Here is a 15,113-nt window from a genome sequence, read left to right as displayed (position 1 = left end):
TATTTTCGGGTGTATCGGGGTGTATCTCGCAGCGGAACGCGGACAAGCCGGCCCAGTCCTGCGCAGACAACTGCTCAATTGTGCCAGATGGGTCCCCATACCGTGAAATCCGGCGAGTCGCAGCCCCCCATCAGCACCGACTCCGGCAGCATACTTCGAGCACGACTACGCACGCGAGCCACGAGGCGAACGGTTAGGCTTCACCCACCGATGTGCCGGTCCTGCAGAGCCCATCGGATTTTGTTGACGGTTCAAGGAGGACCATGCGACGGCGGCCGTCGAAGCTCAGGATGGCGAGCGCAGCCGGCGTGACGGCAGTGGTCGCGATGGCTGTCGTAACGGTCGGCTGCGAGGCCCGGGTCTACGGGACTCCCCCGGCCCCCGCCGGCGCGCCGCAGCTGACCGTCGTCGTCCCGCAGGGCAGCATGGCTCCGCTGCCCGAGGCGCCGCCCGGCGAACCCACCGCCGCATTCATGGGGCTCGCGGACCGCGCGCAACTGGCCACCGACACCGCCGCGGACGCCGGCGCCGAGATCACCCTGCTGGTGCTCGACCGCAACACCGGCCAGCTGGTGTCCAACGGAAATGAGACCACCATCGCCATCGCGTCGGTGGCCAAGTTGTTCATCGCCGATGATCTGCTTCTGCAGGAAGCCAAGGGACAGACCGTCCTCAGCCCCGAGGACCGCGAGAACCTCGACGTGATGCTGAGATCCTCCGACGACAGCGCCGCCGAGGTCTTCTGGAACCGCAGTGGCGGAAGCGCGATCGTCAACCGGGTGACCGCCCGCTACGGCCTGGAATCGACCCGGCCGCCGAACGACGGGCGGTGGTGGAACACCATCAGCACCGCGGCTGATCTGGTGCGCTACTACGACATGTTGATGAACGGCAGCGGCGGTCTTCCCGCAGAGCAGGCCAATGTCATCCTGTCCAACCTGGCTCAGTCCACTCCGAACGCCATCGACGGCATGCAACCGGGCGGGGTCTACCCCCAGCGATTCGGCATCCCCGAAGGCCTTTACGCCGAGCCGGTCGCGGTCAAGCAGGGCTGGATGTGTTGTATCGGTTCGGATTGGATGCACCTGTCGACCGGCGTGATCGGCCCCGACCGCCGCTTCATCATGGTGATCGGCTCACTGCAGCCTACGGACGCCGCCACCGCGCGCGACACCATCACCGACGCCGTGAAGACAATGTTCCCCGGCGGGCGGATCTAGGACTCCTCGAGCAAATCCGGCCGGCGCTCGCGGGTGCGTTGCAGCGATTGCTCATGGCGCCACGCCGCCACCTTGGCGTGGTCCCCCGACAGCAGTACATCGGGCACGTCGAGCTCACGCCAGGTCTGCGGCCGGGTGTAGCTCGGCCCCTCAAGCAGGCCGTCGGAATGCGAATCCTGTTGGTGGGATGCGGGATTGCCCAACACGTCGGGCATCAGCCGGACCACCGCCTCGATCATCACCAAGGCCGCCGACTCGCCGCCGTTGAGGACGTAGTCGCCGATGGAAACCTCTTCGACCCGCATCCGGCGGGCCGCGTCGTCGGCCACCCGCTGGTCGATCCCCTCGTATCGTCCGCAGGCGAACACCAGGTGAGATTCCGTACTCCAGCGTTCGGCGACAGCCTGGGTGAACGGACGCCCCGCCGGGGTCGGTACGACCAGAAGTGTCTCCTCGGAACAAATTTCGTCGAGCGCCTCACCCCACACCGGCGCTTTCATGACCATTCCAGGACCCCCGCCGTACGGTGAGTCATCCACCGACCTGTGCACATCGTGGGTCCAGTTCCGCAGGTCATGTACGGCCACGCTGAGGATTCCGGCGTCGATCGCCTTGCCCGGCAACGACTGCCGGATGGGATCGAGGTAGGCCGGGAAAATCGTGACGACATCAATACGCACAGTTGCGCACCTTCTAGACCAGGTCCAGGTTCAGCAGACCGTCTGGAGGATCGATGACGACGGTTCCGGTTTCCCGGGATACCGAGATGACGATGGCACTGACGAACGGAATCAACACTTCGCGGCCGTCAGCATCGGCCTTGACCGCCAGCAGCTCGCCGGCCGCGGTGTGCAGTACCTCGCGGACCGCGCCCACCGCGGTGCCGTCAGCCGTGACGACCCGCAGGCCTTCGAGTTCGTGGTCGTAGAACTCGTCGGGATCGTCGATCGCGGGCAGATCGGCGGTGTCGACAATGAACACCGTGCCACGCAGCTCGTCGGCCGCATTGCGATCGGCGACACCGGCCAGACGAATCAGCAGCCGACCGGCGTGATCACGCACGGACTCGACTGAGAAAGTACGCTCGGCACCTCCCTTGGCGCGGCCCCGAAGGGCCACGCCAGGGATGAACCGCGCGTCGGGGTCGTCGGTACGGACCTCGACGACAACCTCACCGGAAATGCCGTGAGCTTTGACAACCCGCCCGACAACCAGGTCCATGGATCCGACGCTACTGGTCGGTGTCCACCACGTCGACGCGGATACCGCGCCCACCGATGCCTGCGACCAGGGTCCGCAGTGCAGTGGCGGTGCGGCCACCGCGGCCGATGACCTTACCCAGGTCATCGGGGTGCACGTGCACCTCGACGGTCCGCCCACGGCGGCTGGTGACCATATCGACGCGTACGTCGTCGGGATTGTCCACGATGCCGCGGACCAGGTGCTCGACGGCGTCGACCACGACAGAACTCACTGCGTTACTCAGCTCTCGCTTGCGGCTTCGCCGGCAGCGGCCTCGGCGGCAGGTGCCTCAGCCTCGGCGCCGGTGGCCTCGTCCTGCTGATCCTTCTTAGGGGCCTTCTTCTTCTTGGGCGTGACGGCCGCAGCACCGGTGCCGCTCTCCGCCTCGGCCAGTGCCGCGTTGAACAGCTCGAGCTTGGACGGCTTGGGCTCCTTGACCTTCAGCGTGCCCTCGGCACCCGGCAGGCCCTTGAACTTCTGCCAGTCACCGGTGATCTTCAGCAGGGCCAGCACCGGCTCGGTGGGCTGGGCGCCGACACCCAGCCAGTACTGCGCGCGCTCCGAATCGATCTCGATCAGGCTCGGCTCTTCCTTGGGGTGGTAGCGGCCGATGACCTCGATGGCGCGGCCTTCGCGGCGGGTGCGCGCGTCGGCGACAGCGATGCGGTACTGGGGGTTGCGGATCTTGCCAAGCCGGGTGAGCTTGATCTTGACAGCCATGTTTGAGACTTCTCCTCTATGTCACGCTGCAATTCGGCGATGCGGGCGGAATTGCCCGATCCGGTTTTGCCTTACGTGTGTGACCGCCGCACAGCGCATTGAACGAGTCGCGCGGCAGACAGCCGCCAATTGTGCCAGAGCAGGCAGTATTGGCCAAAATCGCGCCGGTTCAGACGACACGTCGCCGGAGGCGACTCAAACCACCTTGTCGAAACACTTGGTCTCGACGCGGCGACTCATCCGCCAGCCGTCGGCAGTCCGGACGAACTCGTCCTCGTACCAGAGCCCGCAGAACAACACCTGTTGCTCCAACCCCGGCAGCACCATCGGGTTGAAGCAGATGGTGCGGGACGAGGCTTTGTCCCCGTCGATGCGCACATCGAAGTTGCCGAGCATGTGCGCGTAGGCCGGGAAGTTCGGCAGCACCTCGGCCAACCACGCCTTGACCTCCGGAAACTGGCCGTCGATACCGCCCATTGCCCGGTAGTCGATGTAGGCATCAGAAGTGAACACCGCATCGAGGTCATCGAACAGTCGACGGTCTATCGCCGTGGAGTAGTCAATCAACAACTGCTGGATCTCCAAGCGATCCGAAATCTCGGCCAGGCTCAACATGTCTCGATTCAACACGATCAAGGCGACTAGGCTGGCCCGCCATGGGGAGGTTCGTCAGGTTCTCTGTTGGAGCGACGGTCGCAATTGCCGCCGCGCTGATCCCGCTCTCGTCCGTGATCGGCGCCGCGCCCACGGCCAGAGCCGATATCGAAGTGCAGCAGGTCGGATCCGCACCCATCCCGGACGGTCCCGCGCAAGGCTGGGTGGTCGCCGATCTCGACACCGGCCAGGTGCTGGCCGCCCGCAACGAGAACGCCCGTTACGCGCCGGCGAGCACGATCAAGACGCTGCTGGCCCAGGTGGTGCTCGATGAGGTGCCGCTGGACTCCACGATCGTCGCCGACGACGCCGATACCCGGGTCGAGTGCAACTGCGCCGGCGTCGCGCCTGGACAGACCTACACGGCGCGCCAATTGCTGGAGGCGGCACTGCTGGCATCGGGCAATGACGCCGCCACCACCCTGGCGCGAATGGTCGGCGGCCCCGAAGCGGCCGTGACCAAGATGAACGCCAAGGCGGCGGCACTGGGGGCGAACAGCACCAATGTGGCGACGCCGTCGGGCCTGGACGGGCCGGGCATGCCGTTCTGGTCGACGCCGCACGACATGGCGACCATCTTCCGCGGGGCGATGGCCAACCCGGTCTTCGCGCAGATCACCGCAATGCCCTCGACCAAGTTCCCGACCAAGACCGGCGATCGGGTCCTGGTCAACCAGGACGAACTGCTGCAGCGCTACCCCGGCGCCATCGGCGGCAAGACGGGCTTCACCGACATCGCCCGGAAGACCTTCGTCGGCGCCGCTCAGCGCGACGGCCGGCGTTTGGTGGTCGCGATGATGTACGGGCTGGTCAAGGAGGGCGGCCCCACCTATTGGGATCAGGCCTCGACACTGCTGGACTGGGGTTTCGCTCAGGACCATTCGGCCAGCATCGGGTCGCTGTAGCGCTGCGTACCGGTCCGATATCTGAAGGAAACCTGACCGTGCGCGCACCGAGTCCAACGCTGCGTAGCGTCGGCGCTCGTGCGAAGACTGTTCGTGACGGCGGTGCTCGCCCTCGGTACGGCGATGACCGCTGCCACCGTCTGGGCCCCGCCGGTCACCGCGCAGCCGAGTGTTCAGCCGGCAGGCGCCCAGATTCCCGACGGACCGGCCAAGGCCTGGCTGGTCGCCGACATGGACACCGGCCAGGTCCTGGCGTCCAAAGATCCCAACGGCTCGTACGCCCCGGCCAGCACCATCAAGCCGCTGTTGGCGATGGTCGTGCTCGACCACCTTCGGCCCGATAACTTCGCGCGGGCCAACGAGTCGCACACCAAGGTCGAATGCTCATGCGTGGGCCTCAAACCGGGCCAGCCGTACACCACCCGCCAACTGCTCGAGGCGCTGCTCATGGTGTCGGGCAACGATGCGGCGAACATGCTCGCCGACATGCTCGGCGGTCAGCCCGCAACGGTGGCGGCGATGACGCGCAAGGCGGCCAGCGTCGGCGCCCGCAACACCCGGGCCTCCTCGCCGTCGGGCCTCGACGGCCCCGGCTGGGAAACCGTCACCACCCCGCACGACCTCGCGGTGATCCTGCGGGCGGCGCTGAACTACCCGCTGATCGCACAGATCATGCGCCAACCGTCGGCCCAGTTCCCGGGTAAGACCCTGACCAACCAGAACGAGCTACTGGCGCGCTATCCCGGCGACATCGCCGGCAAGACCGGGTACACCGATCTCGCCCGCAAAACGTATGTCGGTGCAGCCCAACGCGGTAACCGACGTCTGGTCGTGGTCCAGATGTACGGCACCGGCGATCTGTACGGCCAGGCGACCGACTTGTTCGACTACGGCTTCTCGCACTGACCGCGGACGCCGGCGGTAAAAGGTAGGGCCCCACCGGGACTCACACCAAACTAAGGTAACCCTAAATTCGCGTGGTGTGCCCGCGCGCGATGAGGGGAGCCGATGTGTCCGACCGTGAGTTCTCGTTGGTGGTCGCCTATGGCACCGACATGGGCAACGCCGAGGACGCTGCCATGTCGTTCGCCGAAGCCACCACGGCCGCCGGAATCCCCGCCGAGGCCGTCGAACTCAACCAGGTTGAACTCGGCCATCTCACGACCACAACGCATTTCATCGTGGTGACGTCGACCTTCGGCGACGGCGAGTTCCCTGACACGGCCACGTTGTTCTGGGAGGCGATCAGCGGCTCGGCCGAGCGGCTGGAGCACATGAGTTTCGCAGTGCTCGCCCTCGGCGACACGTCCTACGAATTGTTCTGCAACGCAGGGAAACTCCTCGACGCGCGGCTGGAAGAGCTCGGCGCAACCCGACTGACCGACCGGGTCGACGTCGACGGGTACTACGAAGAACCCGCCGCTGCCTGGACCACCGACCTCGTCAAGCAGCTCACCGCCGCCCAGACCGGACCCGGCACCACAGCCGTCACCGTCGCCGAAAACCCCCCGGCCGATCCCCCGCACCGCGGCCAGGAGCGCAACCACCCCTTCGCGGCACCCCTGACGGTCAATCGACTGCTCACCTCGACGGAATCCGACAAGGAGGTTCGCCACTACGAGCTCGACCTCACCGGTTCCGGGATCGCCTACCAGGCCGGCGATTCGCTGGCCGTCCACGCAGTCAATGATCCTGATCTGGTCGCGGCGATCCTGACCGAACTCAAAGTGGGCCCCGAGCACCGCGTCGCCGGAACCGATGACACATTGGGGGTTCTGCTCACCGAGCAGCTCGAGATCCGCACACCCTCACGCGCACTGCAGGAGTTGGCGGGCCCCGCCGCCTACGGCGAGGATGTCCTCGATCTCATCAGGCGCGCCGACCTCACCGTCGATGAGGTCGTCGATACGTTGCGCCCGTTGCAGTTCCGCGACTACTCGATCGCCTCAAGCCCCCTGGTGCACCCCGATCGCGTGCACCTGACCGTGGCCACGGTGCGCTACCCCGCAGGCGACCGCCGACACGGGGGCGTGGCGTCGACCTACCTGGCCGAGCGCACCCCGACCGTTCGGGTACACCTGCGCCCCAACCATCATTTCCGGCTGCCTGCCGCCGAGGTGCCGATCATCATGATCGGGCCGGGCACCGGTATCGCACCGTTCCGCGCCTTCCTGCAGGAACGGCAGGCCGCCGCCGCATCGGGCCGGTCCTGGCTGTTCTTCGGGGATCGGCGCCGGGCCACCGACTTCCTCTACGGTGAGGAGCTGACGGGATTCGTCGAGTCCGGCGCACTGACCCGGCTCGACGTGGCATTATCCCGCGATCAGGACGCGAAAGTATATGTGCAGCAACGCATGCGGGAGAATTCAGCCGAGCTGTTCGCGTGGCTACAGGACGGTGCCCACCTCTATGTGTGTGGTGACGCCGACCGCATGGCCAAGGATGTCGATGCCGCCCTGCACGAGATCGTCGCCGAGAGCGGCGGTATGGATGCCGACGCCGCGCACGCCTACGTCAATGACCTAATCAAGACCCACCGCTACCTGCGGGACGTCTACTAGGGCTCTCCGCGCGATGTGTGCACCTCGGGTAACGGTGGGCGTTACGGGAGGTGCACAAATCACCGGGGCCGCGGCCGGTCAGTAGACGCGGCCGCGCAGGATCACCAGATCCGGGTGGCTGACCCCACCGTGACGTGGATCCTCGCTGTAGCAGACCAGGTCCGCTGACGCCCCGTGCTCCAGCGCGGGCCGGCCGAGCCAGGCCCGGGCATCCCAGCTGGCCGCCCCCAACGCGGCGGTGGGACTCATCCCGATGCCTTTGAGTGCCTCGACCTCGTCGGCGATGCGGCCGTGGGCGATCATCCCGCCGGCGTCGGTGCCCGCGAAGATCGGCACGCCCGCCTCGTGGGCCGCGCCGACCCGGCTCCGGCAGGACGCGTAGAGATCGCGCATGTGCTTGGCGTACGCCGGGTACTTGCCGGCGCTGTCGGCGATACCGGGAAAGTTCTCGATGTTGATCAGGGTGGGCACCAGCGCGGTGCCGTGTTCGAGCATCAATTCGATGGTGTCGTCGGTGATCCCGGTGCCGTGCTCGATGCAGTCGATGCCGGCCTTGATGAGCCCGGGCAGGGCATCCTCGCCGAACACGTGCGCCGTGACCCGGGCGCCCTCGGCGTGGGCCGCGTCGATCGCGGCCTTGAGAATGTCGTCAGACCACAGCGGGGCCAGGTCGCCGATCCCCCGGTCGATCCAGTCGCCGACCAGCTTCACCCAGCCGTCGCCCCAGCGGGCCTGCTGGGCCACCGCGTCGGGCAGCTGCGACTCGTCCTCGACATCGAAGGCGATTCCGTGCCCGTAACGCTTAGGCCGGGCGATATGCCGGCCGGCCCGGATGATGCGTGGCAAGTCGTCGCGCTCGTCGAAGCTCCGGGTGTCCACCGGTGAGCCGGCATCCCGCAACAACAGTGCGCCGGCATCGCGTTCGGTCTCGGCCTGTGCCACCGACTCGTCCAGTGACACCGCGCCACCGGGCCCCAGCCCCACATGACAGTGCGCGTCGACGAGGCCGGGGATGATCCAGCCGCCGTCAAACACGGTGTCGGCGTTGGCAATCGGCTCTGCCGACAGCACGCCCCGGTCCACCCACCACTCGACGGGTTCGCCGTCGGGCAGGCCGCGTCCCCGGACGTGGAGCGCGTGCACCGAACTACTTCTGGCCGGGGAACTTCAGCTTCGACAGGTCGAAATCGGCCAGACCGGGCGGCAACTCGTCCAGTCCCTTGGGCATGTTGGACAGGTCCGGGAAGCCGGCCGGCATCCCGGCACCCATCGGGTTCCTCGGTGGGGTCGGTCCACGCCCCTTCTTCTTGCCGGCCTGCTTGTTCTTGCCCTTGGCAGCCTTGCGTGGCGAATTCTTGCGGCCGAACGGCATCCCCATCTGGCCGGCCATCGACGACATCATCTTGCGCGCGTCGAAGAACCGGTCGACCAGAGAATTGACCTCCGAGACGGTCACACCGGAGCCGTTGGCGATGCGCAGCCGACGCGAGGCGTTGATGATCTTCGGATCGGCCCGCTCGGCCGGGGTCATGCCGCGGATGATGGCCTGCACCCGATCCAGCTGCTTGTCGTCGACCGCGGCCAGCGCGTCCTTCATCTGGCCCGCCCCGGGCAGCATGCCCAGCAGGTTGCCGATCGGACCCATCTTGCGGATCGCCAGCATCTGCTCGAGGAAGTCCTCCAGCGTCAGTTCACCGGAGCCGATCTTGGCGGCGGCCTCCTCGGCTTTCTGCTGGTCGAAGACCTGCTCGGCCTGCTCGATGAGGGTGAGCACGTCGCCCATCCCCAGGATGCGGCTGGCCATCCGGTCGGGGTGGAAGACGTCGAAGTCTTCGAGCTTCTCCCCCGCGGAGGCGAACAGGATCGGCACGCCGGTGATCTCGCGGACCGAAAGGGCCGCACCACCGCGGGCGTCGCCGTCGAGTTTGGTCAGCACGACACCGGTGAAGCCGACGCCCTCACGGAATGCCTCGGCCGTGGCGACGGCGTCCTGACCGATCATGGCGTCGAGCACGAACAGGGTCTCGTCGGGCTGCACGGCGTCCCGGATGGCCGCGGCCTGGCCCATCAGCTCGTCGTCGATGCCCAGCCGGCCCGCGGTATCGACGATGACGACGTCGAAGTGCTTGGCCCGGGCCTCGGCCATACCGGCTGACGCGACCGCCACCGGATCGCCGTGGCCACCGATCTCCAGGCCGTCGGGCGAGGTGCCCGGGTGCGGGGCGAAGGAAGCCACCCCCGCGCGCTCGGCGACGATCTGCAGCTGGTTGACCGCACCGGGACGCTGCAGGTCACAGGCCACCAGCAACGGGGTATGACCCAGTCCCTTAAGCCATTTCGCCAGCTTGCCGGCCAGCGTGGTCTTACCGGCGCCTTGCAGGCCGGCCAGCATGATCACCGTCGGCGGGTTCTTGGCGAACGCCAGCTGACGCGTCTCGCCGCCGAGGATGCCGATGAGCTCCTCGTTGACGATCTTGACCACCTGCTGCGCGGGATTCAGCGCAGCCGACACCTCGGCACCCTTGGCGCGATCCTTGATGCGCGCGACGAAGGCACGCACCACCGGCAACGAGACGTCGGCCTCCAGCAGGGCCAACCGGATCTCGCGCGCCGTGGCGTCGATATCGGCGTCGGTCAACCGACCCTTGCCGCGCAGGCCCTGCAGGGCTCCGGTCAACCGGTCAGACAGGCTCTCAAACACGTGGTAAGCCTAGCGGTGCGGAAACTGTGGCGTGGTTGCGCGCCGCGAGTTGGAACTCGTGGCGTCCACGGCCCAGCAGATCAGGCAGGACAGCACGAAGGCGCCGACGTAGTACGGCCACGCGTAGATCCAGCCGAAGCGTTCCCCGTAGATCTCGCCAAACTCCACTTCGACGATCCACCGCAGCGCACCGCCGCACACCACCGTCGCGATCAGCCCGACGGCCCAGATACCGCCGCGCCGGCGGGCGATTCCCCACCCCGCCACGTAGCCCACCAGGACCAGCACCGAGCCGACGATCTCTATCCACACCCCCTTCCCGGGCATGTCTCGGAGGAGGTAGAGAGATGCGCCGAACAGCGCTGTGTCGAACAACGCCGTGACCAAGGCGATCGCGGCCGCAGCCACCCGGCGGCCGCGCCGAGCCCAGAGTGCGACGACAACCACGTAGTACAGCGGCAGCACGGTGCTGATCGCCAACAACTGCGGCTTCACTTGCTTGGTGGGCCGCTCGTAAAACCATTCCGCACTGGCCACACGCGAGGTCACGAAGAACAATGCGATCCCCACAAGCAGCAGCAGAGCGCTGATGAGGATCTGCCCGCCGGGAGGGATCCGCTCCGCCGTTGGTGGTGAAGTCGGGATCGGTCCGGGAGCACCGTATCCGTACTGAGGTGGCGGGCCGTATCCGTACTGAGGTGGCGCGCCGAACCCGTCTCCGTACCCCCCGTAATTCGTCACGCCGGCAATCATGACCTATCGGCGTGGATCAGCTGGCGTGCTCAGCTGGTTTGGCCGGCTTGGCCGGCGGCGGCGCGGGCAGGATCGCGAACATGTCGCGCTCCAGTTCCTCGCGGAACGCGGCCCGTCTCGCCTCGTCGGCGGCCAGCGCCGGTGCGGTGATGCAGAACACGTCGACCACCGAGGAGCCCAGCGTGGTCACCTTCGCCCAGGAGATATCCACGCCGTCCCGCTCGAACACCGCGGTCAGCCGCGCCAACAGGCCGGCCCGGTCGATCGTGCGGATCTGGACGATCAGGTCTTCTGGCGCGGTGCCGGGCGACCACAGGATGCGCGGCGGGGCGGGCACGTGGTTGGCAGGCACCGAGGCCAGGATCTCGCCGGCCCGGGTGGTCGGATGCTGGGCAGCCTCCTGGTCGCGCCGCTCCAGCGCACCGATCACGTCCAGTTCGCCCTCAAGCGCCAGGATGAACTGCTGACGCAGCAGTTCGGCAGCTGGTGGCGCACCGAAGTGCGGGGACACCGCGAACGTGTTGATCGCCGAGCCCTCGTGGCTGTTGACCGATGCCGAATGGACCCGCAGGGTATTCAACGCCAGTACGCCGGCCGCCTTGGACAGCAGGCCGCGCCGGTCCGGGGCGATCATCGTCACGTTGTAGATGTGCGGGCCGTCGCCCGGCGTGAGTTCGACATGGATACCCGCGTCCGCCGCCAGTTCCATGAACCGCGGCTCGATGGGATCGGGCTGCGGCAGCGGTTCGCCCGCCATCACCAGCCGGCACCGCCTGACCAGGTCACCGATCAGCGATGCCTTCCAATCTCCCCACACCCCCGGTCCCGTTGCCAGTGAATCGGCCTCGGCGAGGACGTCGAGCAGCTCCAGCAGCACCATGTCCCCGCCGAGAGCGTCGGCCACCGCGTCAATGGTCTTGGGGTCCTGCAGATCTCGTCGCGTCGCGGTGTTGGGGAGCAGCAGGTGGTAGCGGACGATCTTCGACAGCACCTCGATGTCGGACGGCCACAGACCCAGCCGGGTGCCGATCTGCGTCGCCAGCTCTGCACCGATCACGCTGTGGTCACCGCCGCGGCCCTTGCCGATGTCGTGGCACAGCGCGCCCAGCAGCAACAGATCCGGACGTGACACCCGCGTGGTGAAAGCACCTGCCCGCGAGACGGTTTCAACGAGGTGGCGGTCGACTGTCCAGGTGTGCACCACATCCCGCGGAGGCAGGTCTCGCACCGCACCCCACTCCGGGAACAGTCGGCCCCACAGGCCGGTACGGTCCAGAGCCTCGATGGTGGCGACCGCCGCGGGTCCGGACGCGAGCAGCACCAGTAGGTCCTTGAGCGCCTCATGCGGCCACGGCGTACGCAGTTCCGGTGCGGTTTCGGCCAGTCTGCTCAAGGTGGACACCGCCATCGGCAGCCCGGTACTGGCCGACGCGGCCGCGACCCGCAGGATCAGGCCGGGATCACGTTCCGGCCGGGCATCGCGGGCCAGGATCACCTCGCCGGCGTACTCGATCACGCCTTCGTCGAGCGGGCGGCGCACGGGACGGCGCAGAGCGGCAAAGCCGCGCCGCGGCAGGGCGTTGGCGGCGGTACGAATCCCGGAATCGACGTAGTAGCTGACCGTGCGCGCGGCATCAGAGAGCGTGCGGGCCAGGTCGAATCGGTCCCCGATCCGCAAGGCCGCACCGATCTCGTCTGCATGCTGGGCCAACAGCAGTTCCCGGCCCCGACCGGAGACCCGGTGCAGCTCGGTCCGGACGTTCAGCAGCGCCAGGTGCGCATCGCCCAGGGTGCCGGTCGGCGAGGCCAGCGCCCGACTCGGATACACGTCGGCCAGTTGCGCGATCGCGAGCGCGTTGAGCAGTTGAACGTCCCGCAGGCCACCCCGTCCCGACTTCAGGTCCGGTTCGGCACGGTGCGCGATCTGGCCGCTGCGCTCCCACCGCGCCTGCGCATGCTCGACGAGTTCGTCGAACCGCGAGGCGATTCCGATCCGCCATTGCCGGCGCCCCCCGCCGACCAGGAGCGCCGACAGGTCGGCATCGCCGGCGATATGACGCGCGTCGAGCATCGCCAGACCCACCGCGATGTCTTCGCCGGCCACCTTGAGCGCTTCGGGCACGGTACGCACACTGTGATCGATACGAATATTGGCGTCCCACAAGGGATACCAGAGTTTCTCTGCGACCTCGGAGACGAGTTCGGCGGGCATGTTGTCATGCAGCAACGTGAGATCGAGGTCGGAATACGGCAGCATCTCGCCGCGGCCCAGACCACCTGTGGCGACGATCGAAAATCCGCTGGTGGCCGTGATGCCGATCTCGGTAGCCTTTGTGGCGAGCCAGAATTCGTGCAGATCGAGCAATGCGTTCCGCAGTGCGGCAGCATCGAGCTGACGCGATCCTCCGGAGAGCAACTGTTGGGTGGCCGCGGCCAGATCGCTGGCGGGCCGTGACGGCGCCGCCGGTGCCTCCCGAGGAGAGGCCCCGGCGGATTCTGGGCTGTTCTCTGTCATTTCGACTCCTCCCCGGCCGATCACCGGGTAGTGCTCACGCGATTGCTGGCCGGGGAGAAGACGTCTCGCTGGACGCTCCGACTACAGCGCGTCAGCTCCCCGCTCACCGGTACGCACCCGAACCACGGTGTCGACCGGGCTGACCCATACCTTTCCGTCGCCGATCTTGCCGGTACGTGCGGCCTGCACGATGACGTCCACGACCTTGTCGACCGCGGAATCGTCGACAACGACCTCCACCCGGACCTTCGGCACGAAATCGACGGAGTACTCAGCACCGCGGTAGACCTCGGTGTGCCCCTTCTGACGGCCATAACCCTGGACCTCGCTGACCGTCATTCCGAGAATGCCGGTTTGCTCCAGACCTGTCTTGACGTCTTCCAGCGTGAACGGCTTGACGATCGCAGTGATCAGCTTCATATTTCCTTATTCCTCCCCGCCGTGACGACCAAGAACAGAACCGGTTCCGACAGCGACGAAGTCGTAAGCGCTCTCTGCGTGCTCGGACTCGTCGATACCGGATGCTTCCTCTTCTTTGTCCAGGCGCAGGCCCACGGTGTATTTGACAATCAACGCCAAGATAGCGGTACCCACCGCCGAATAGAGCAGAACAGCAACGGCCCCGATCGCCTGTCGCCACAGCTGATCGAAGCCGCCGCCGTAGAGCAGACCGGCAACCGCGGCAGGCGCTTCCTTGGTCGCCACGAGGCCGACCATCAACGTGCCCACGATGCCGCCGACCAGGTGTACGCCCACGACGTCGAGCGAATCGTCGAAGCCGAACCTGAATTTGAGCCCGACAGCCAGTGCACACAGCACACCGGCAGATGCACCGATCGCCAATGCGCCCACCACATTCACCGAGGAGCAGGACGGCGTGATGGCCACCAGTCCCGCAACGATGCCCGATGCGGCACCAAGGGAAGTGGCGTGTCCGTCGCGAATGCGCTCGGTGAGCAGCCAGGCCAGCATCGCCGTCGCGGTCGCCACCGTGGTCGTGATGAATGTCGAACCGGCAGTTCCGTTCGCCGACACCGCAGAACCCGCGTTGAAGCCGTACCAGCCGAACCACAGCAGGCCCGCGCCGAGCATCACGAACGGCAGATTGTGTGGTCGCATAGGCGTGCTGGGCCAGCCGATCCGCTTGCCGAGGATGATCGCCAGGACCAGACCCGCGGTGCCCGCGTTGATGTGCACCGCGGTGCCGCCGGCGAAGTCAATTGCCTTGAGCTGGTTGGCAATCCAACCGCCATGGTGAATAACGGTCTCGCCGTCGGAACCCTTGACGTCGAAGTCGAAGACCCAGTGCGCGACCGGGAAGTAGACAACGGTCGCCCACAGCGCGGCGAACAGCAGCCAGCCGCCGAACTTGATGCGGTCGGCGACCGCGCCGGAAATCAGTGCGACGGTGATGATCGCGAACATCAGCTGGAAGCCGACGAACACGCTGGCCGGGATCGTCCCCGCGAGCGCGATAGGTGCATCGGCCGAGCCGTTCGCCCCGATCAGCCCCTTGAGTCCGAAGAACTGTGCCGGATTGCCGACCACGCCGGCGGTGTTGTCACCGAAGGCCATCGAATAGCCGTACAGCGACCACAGCACGGTCACGACACCCATCGCACTGATGCTCATCATGATCATGTTGAGCACGCCTTTGGCACGCACCATGCCGCCGTAGAAGAAGGCCAGACCCGGCGTCATCAACAGCACAAGTGCGGCACTGGCCAGCATCCATGCCGTGTCACCGGTGTCCGGCGCACCCAGTATCGGGAATTGCTTCACTCGCAGTTTCCTCCTTCACCACACCACGGCCGCAAGGATTTACGACCATTGACCTGGTCC

Annotated in this window: 15 protein-coding genes; 4 read left to right on the top strand and 11 right to left on the bottom strand. The window is 66.8% G+C overall.

Annotated features, from left to right (window positions below; all coding sequences use genetic code 11):
* Positions 1-263: 263 nt before the first annotated feature.
* Positions 264-1,220, top strand: a complete 957-nt coding sequence (locus ACZYZ7_RS01015; RefSeq protein WP_450068758.1) for a serine hydrolase — start codon at positions 264-266, stop codon at positions 1,218-1,220.
* Here ACZYZ7_RS01015 and trmD read toward each other — a convergent pair.
* The 5 genes from trmD to ACZYZ7_RS00990 all read right to left on the bottom strand — a co-directional run bounded on the left by trmD (position 1,217) and on the right by ACZYZ7_RS00990 (position 3,797).
* Entirely contained in the window at positions 1,217-1,900 is a 684-nt protein-coding gene (gene trmD / locus ACZYZ7_RS01010; RefSeq protein ID WP_135453623.1) for a tRNA (guanosine(37)-N1)-methyltransferase TrmD, read from the bottom strand. The genes ACZYZ7_RS01015 and trmD overlap by 4 nt on opposite strands.
* A gap of 13 nt (positions 1,901-1,913) precedes the next feature.
* Positions 1,914-2,441, bottom strand: coding sequence for a ribosome maturation factor RimM (rimM, locus tag ACZYZ7_RS01005; protein WP_135453622.1), 528 nt, complete (start codon positions 2,439-2,441; stop codon positions 1,914-1,916).
* A gap of 10 nt (positions 2,442-2,451) precedes the next feature.
* On the bottom strand, positions 2,452-2,694 hold the full coding sequence (locus ACZYZ7_RS01000) for an RNA-binding protein (protein WP_003881089.1): 243 nt from the start codon (positions 2,692-2,694) through the stop codon (positions 2,452-2,454).
* Positions 2,695-2,702: 8 nt separating this feature from the next.
* The gene (gene rpsP / locus ACZYZ7_RS00995) at positions 2,703-3,182 is read right to left on the bottom strand and encodes a 30S ribosomal protein S16 (RefSeq protein WP_135453621.1); all 480 of its coding nucleotides are present in this window, start codon (positions 3,180-3,182) and stop codon (positions 2,703-2,705) included.
* Positions 3,183-3,377: 195 nt separating this feature from the next.
* Positions 3,378-3,797 (bottom strand): nuclear transport factor 2 family protein, encoded by a 420-nt coding sequence (locus tag ACZYZ7_RS00990; protein ID WP_450068757.1) that lies wholly within the window; start codon positions 3,795-3,797, stop codon positions 3,378-3,380.
* Between the two features lie 41 nt (positions 3,798-3,838).
* Here ACZYZ7_RS00990 and ACZYZ7_RS00985 point away from each other — a divergent pair, with 41 nt between their 5' ends.
* From ACZYZ7_RS00985 to ACZYZ7_RS00975, 3 genes are all read left to right on the top strand, one after another.
* On the top strand, positions 3,839-4,741 hold the full coding sequence (locus ACZYZ7_RS00985; RefSeq protein ID WP_463740045.1) for a D-alanyl-D-alanine carboxypeptidase family protein: 903 nt from the start codon (positions 3,839-3,841) through the stop codon (positions 4,739-4,741).
* Positions 4,742-4,819: 78 nt separating this feature from the next.
* A complete protein-coding gene (locus ACZYZ7_RS00980) occupies positions 4,820-5,647 on the top strand; it encodes a D-alanyl-D-alanine carboxypeptidase (protein WP_135453618.1) in 828 nt (275 codons plus the stop codon).
* Positions 5,648-5,736: 89 nt separating this feature from the next.
* Entirely contained in the window at positions 5,737-7,302 is a 1,566-nt protein-coding gene (locus ACZYZ7_RS00975) for a diflavin oxidoreductase (protein ID WP_463740534.1), read from the top strand.
* Positions 7,303-7,380: 78 nt separating this feature from the next.
* Here the strand turns inward: ACZYZ7_RS00975 and ACZYZ7_RS00970 are convergent, their stop codons facing one another.
* From ACZYZ7_RS00970 to ACZYZ7_RS00945, 6 genes are all read right to left on the bottom strand, one after another.
* Positions 7,381-8,445: a metal-dependent hydrolase family protein gene (locus ACZYZ7_RS00970; protein ID WP_463740044.1), complete on the bottom strand. Its 1,065-nt coding sequence runs from the start codon at positions 8,443-8,445 to the stop codon at positions 7,381-7,383.
* 4 nt (positions 8,446-8,449) lie between these two features.
* The gene (ffh, locus tag ACZYZ7_RS00965) at positions 8,450-10,003 is read right to left on the bottom strand and encodes a signal recognition particle protein (protein WP_463740043.1); all 1,554 of its coding nucleotides are present in this window, start codon (positions 10,001-10,003) and stop codon (positions 8,450-8,452) included.
* Between the two features lie 9 nt (positions 10,004-10,012).
* Complete coding sequence (locus tag ACZYZ7_RS00960; RefSeq protein ID WP_463740042.1) at positions 10,013-10,744, bottom strand: hypothetical protein; 732 nt, start codon at positions 10,742-10,744, stop codon at positions 10,013-10,015.
* A gap of 28 nt (positions 10,745-10,772) precedes the next feature.
* Positions 10,773-13,271, bottom strand: a complete 2,499-nt coding sequence (locus ACZYZ7_RS00955; RefSeq protein WP_463740041.1) for a [protein-PII] uridylyltransferase — start codon at positions 13,269-13,271, stop codon at positions 10,773-10,775.
* Between the two features lie 81 nt (positions 13,272-13,352).
* Complete coding sequence (locus ACZYZ7_RS00950) at positions 13,353-13,691, bottom strand: P-II family nitrogen regulator (protein WP_003881099.1); 339 nt, start codon at positions 13,689-13,691, stop codon at positions 13,353-13,355.
* Positions 13,692-13,697: 6 nt separating this feature from the next.
* On the bottom strand, positions 13,698-15,053 hold the full coding sequence (locus ACZYZ7_RS00945; RefSeq protein WP_463740040.1) for an ammonium transporter: 1,356 nt from the start codon (positions 15,051-15,053) through the stop codon (positions 13,698-13,700).
* Between the last annotated feature and the right edge of the window lie 60 nt (positions 15,054-15,113).

The organism is Mycobacterium sp. IDUB_17 (genome assembly GCF_055419465.1).
The sequence above is the reverse complement of the archived record's forward strand: the minus strand, read 5'-3'. Positions and strand labels throughout refer to the sequence as shown.

Coding starts and splice junctions, on each gene's coding strand:
- rpsP (WP_135453621.1), bottom strand. CDS start 3,182: ATGGCTGTCAAGATCAAGCTCACCCGGCTTGGCAAGATCCGCAACCCC.
- ACZYZ7_RS01015 (WP_450068758.1), top strand. CDS start 264: ATGCGACGGCGGCCGTCGAAGCTCAGGATGGCGAGCGCAGCCGGCGTG.
- ACZYZ7_RS00990 (WP_450068757.1), bottom strand. CDS start 3,797: ATGTTGAGCCTGGCCGAGATTTCGGATCGCTTGGAGATCCAGCAGTTG.
- rimM (WP_135453622.1), bottom strand. CDS start 2,441: ATGGACCTGGTTGTCGGGCGGGTTGTCAAAGCTCACGGCATTTCCGGT.
- ACZYZ7_RS00950 (WP_003881099.1), bottom strand. CDS start 13,691: ATGAAGCTGATCACTGCGATCGTCAAGCCGTTCACGCTGGAAGACGTC.
- ACZYZ7_RS00985 (WP_463740045.1), top strand. CDS start 3,839: ATGGGGAGGTTCGTCAGGTTCTCTGTTGGAGCGACGGTCGCAATTGCC.
- ACZYZ7_RS00955 (WP_463740041.1), bottom strand. CDS start 13,271: ATGACAGAGAACAGCCCAGAATCCGCCGGGGCCTCTCCTCGGGAGGCA.
- ACZYZ7_RS00975 (WP_463740534.1), top strand. CDS start 5,737: ATGAGGGGAGCCGATGTGTCCGACCGTGAGTTCTCGTTGGTGGTCGCC.